Genomic DNA, 515 nt, shown 5'->3' with positions numbered 1-515 from the left:
AACAAACGAAGAAATAAAATACATAGAAGATCAGGTAAAACAGCTATCGGAGACCGAAATTACAAATCCAAATAGTATTATCTCTGTTCAACACACATTATTACTAACAATAGTGGACGCAAAAGTCTGCAACTCAGCCACAAATACCACTTCCACCATAAGATGCTATATTTGTGGAAAAACCTCAAAGAATTTTAACGATTTGGAAAAACCAACAAGGAAATTCCTGAAGCTTTGACATTCGGAGTTTCTATTCTTCATGCAAGAATCCGTTTTCTTGAATCAATTCCGCACTTGGCTTACAAATTACCTCTTCAAAAATGGTAAGCAAGATCAAGTGAAGAAAAGCAGATTGTAAAGGATATAAAACAAAAAATTCAAAATGCTTTTAGGGAAAGAACAGGTTTAATAATTGATGTGCCTAAAGCTGGATTCGGCAACACAAATACAGGAAATACGTCGAAAAGATTTTTTAGTGACCCTGAAACAGCTGCTAAAATAACAGGAATAAATGT

1 protein-coding gene is annotated in these 515 nt (G+C 34.0%); it reads left to right on the top strand.

The window, feature by feature from the left end:
• A partial coding sequence (locus IV513_RS15705; RefSeq protein ID WP_209391488.1) for a hypothetical protein occupies positions 1–238 on the top strand: 238 nt, incomplete at its 5' end.
• Positions 239–515 lie beyond the last annotated feature (277 nt).

The organism is Chryseobacterium sp. RR2-3-20 (assembly GCF_017808115.1).
GTDB lineage: Bacteria > Bacteroidota > Bacteroidia > Flavobacteriales > Weeksellaceae > Chryseobacterium > Chryseobacterium oryzae.
The sequence above is the reverse complement of the archived record's forward strand: the minus strand, read 5'-3'. Positions and strand labels throughout refer to the sequence as shown.